Genomic DNA, 3,105 nt, shown 5'->3' on the forward strand with positions numbered 1-3,105 from the left:
ATAAAAAATTTATATTTTTAAATATATTTATAATTATACAAATAATAAAGATATAAATCGTAATTTTCCTTTACTAAGTTATTATTGAAATTATCATATAATCTAAGCTTTAATTTTTAAAGGTGATTTAAATGAGTGATACAATTAAAATATTTAATGCAAAAGAGAATAATCTAAAAAATATAAACCTAGAAATTCCAAAAAATAAACTTATAGTTTTTACAGGCTTATCTGGAAGTGGGAAATCTACTTTAGCCTTTGATACCCTATATGCTGAGGGTCAAAGAAGATATATAGAGTCTTTATCTTCGTATGCTAGACAATTTTTAGATAAAGTTGGAAAACCTGATGTTGAAAGAATTGAAGGATTAACTCCTGCAATTGCAATAGACCAAAAAACAACCTCAAAGAATCCAAGATCAACTGTAGGAACAATAACAGAGGTTTATGACTATTTTAGGCTACTATATGCACGAATTGGTACACAACACTGCCATCAGTGTAATCAACCAATATCTCAAATGAGTGCTTCGGATATTATTAATCAGGTTTTATCTTTGCCAGATGAAGCAAAACTTGTGATATTAGCACCACTAATTAATCGTAAGAAAGGTAGCTTTGCAGACCTTTTAGAAAGCCTTAGAGCAAAAGGTTATGTAAGAGCTATGATTGATGGGGTTATGGTAAGACTTGATGAAGATATAGAGTTATCCAAAACTCAAATGCACACTATAAAAGTAGTAATAGACAGGGTTACAGCAAATGAATCAAACAAAGATAGAATTGCTCAAGATGTTGAAAAAGGTTTAAAAGAAAGCTTTGGAGAACTTGAGATTGAAATATTAAATTATGAAGAGTTAGGGATAGAAAAAGCTATACACTATTCAGAACATATGGCTTGTTTTGATTGTAAAATATCATTTGAGCCACTTGAACCTATTAGTTTCTCTTTTAACTCTCCAAAAGGTGCTTGTAGCTCTTGTGATGGGCTTGGAATTAGATATGCTCTTGATATGAAAAAAATTATAAATGAAGATTTGGATATTGAAAATGGGGCTATAAAGATTATATATGGCTTTAATAAAGGTTACTATTTTAAAATGCTTATGGCATTTTGTGAAAGTCAAAGTATAAATACAAAAATACCTTTTTCTGATTTAGATGAGCATCAGAAAAAAACTATACTTCACGGAAGTGTTGATGAGTTCTCATTTTTTTGGAAAAAACACAAACTTACAAGAAAATGGGAAGGTATTGTAAAACTAGCCTACGATATGATAAAAGATGAAAAAGAGATGGCTGAATATATGACAGAGAAAAAATGTGACTCTTGTAATGGAAATAGATTAAAACCAGCAAGTCAAACTGTTTATGTAGCACAAAAATCTATTCCAGATATTTTAAATGTTCCAATAGAAGAAGCTCACCAATTTTTCCAAGATGATAACAATTTTTCATATTTAAGCGAACAAAATAAGCTTATAGCAGCTCCAATTTTAAAAGAGATAAAAGAGAGAATTTTCTTTTTATATGATGTTGGTTTAGGTTATATAACTCTTGGTAGAGATGCAAGAACAATAAGTGGTGGAGAAGCCCAAAGAATAAGGGTTGCTTCTCAAATTGGAAGTGGTTTAACTGGGGTTATGTATGTACTAGATGAACCCTCTATTGGGCTTCATGAAAGAGATACAAGTAAACTAATAAAGACTTTAAGAGCTTTACAAGAAAAAGGGAATACGGTAATTGTTGTTGAGCATGATAAAGAGACAATTATGGCTAGTGATTTTATCGTTGATATTGGTCCAAATGCTGGAAAATTTGGTGGAGAGGTTGTATTTGCAGGAACTTTAGACAAAATGAAAAAAGCAAAAACACTAACTGCTTTATATATAACAGATAAAAAGAAGATAGATTATCCACACAATAAGCCTCAAGAAGAGTTTATAGAGATAAAAAATGTAAATATAAACAATATCAAAAACCTTGATGTAAAAATCCCTCTTAGAAACTTAGTTTCAATTACAGGAGTAAGTGGAAGTGGTAAATCTTCACTTATTCTTCAAACTTTACTTCCTGTTGCTCAAGAGCTTTTAAATCGTGCAAGAAAAGTAAAAAAAGTTGATGGAGTTGAAATTGATGGTTTAGAAAAGCTAGATAAGGTTATTTATCTTGACCAAAGTCCAATTGGTCGAACTCCAAGAAGTAATCCAGCAACATATACAGGATTAATGGACGAAATAAGAGACCTTTTCACTAAGACAAAAGAAGCTAGTCTTAGAGGGTATAAGATTGGACGGTTTTCATTTAATGTAAAAGGTGGAAGATGTGAAAAATGTCAAGGTGAAGGTGAAATAAAAATAGAAATGCACTTCTTACCAGATATTATGGTTAAGTGTGATGCTTGTAATGGAAATAGATATAATGCCCAAACTTTAGAGATTTTATATAAAGGTAAAAATATCTCTGATGTTTTAAATATGAGTGTTGATGAAGCTTTAGAATTCTTTGCAAAAGTTCCAAAACTTTATGCAAAACTAAAAACTTTAAGTGATGTTGGGCTTGGATATATTACTTTGGGACAAAATGCAATTACTCTAAGTGGTGGAGAAGCACAAAGAATAAAACTAAGCAAAGAGTTAAGCAAAAAAGATACTGGAAATACTTTGTATATCCTAGATGAGCCAACAACGGGGCTTCATTTTGCTGATGTTGATAGATTAACAAAAGTTCTTCATCATTTAGTTGAGCTTGGAAACTCTGTACTTGTAATTGAACACAACCTTGATGTAATTAAAAACTCTGATTTTGTAATAGATATTGGTCCTGAAGGTGGAGATAAAGGTGGAAAAATTGTAGATATGGGAACACCTGAGTTTTTAGCACAAAACCATAAAAATTCTGGCTCTTATACTGGTTTTTACCTAGATAAAGAGATAAATTCTTAAACATATGTTTGACGACTTCTATTTTAAAATAAAATAGAAGTTTTAAAGGTAGTATAAAATTAACTGTGTAAACCTAAAAATATTAATTTATTAGATAGAATTTAAAAATCTATCTAGTAAATTTTTCATTTAAGGATTTACAAATGAATATATTAAATAA

General features: G+C 29.9%; 1 protein-coding gene. It reads left to right on the top strand.

The annotated features are described in order from the left end of the window. Positions 1-131: 131 nt before the first annotated feature. Complete coding sequence (gene uvrA, locus IQC44_RS11305) at positions 132-2,945, top strand: excinuclease ABC subunit UvrA (RefSeq protein ID WP_198306463.1); 2,814 nt, start codon at positions 132-134, stop codon at positions 2,943-2,945. The last annotated feature ends 160 nt before the right edge of the window (positions 2,946-3,105 follow it).

The organism is Arcobacter vandammei (assembly GCF_016106035.1).
Taxonomy (GTDB): Bacteria; Campylobacterota; Campylobacteria; order Campylobacterales; family Arcobacteraceae; genus Aliarcobacter; species Aliarcobacter vandammei.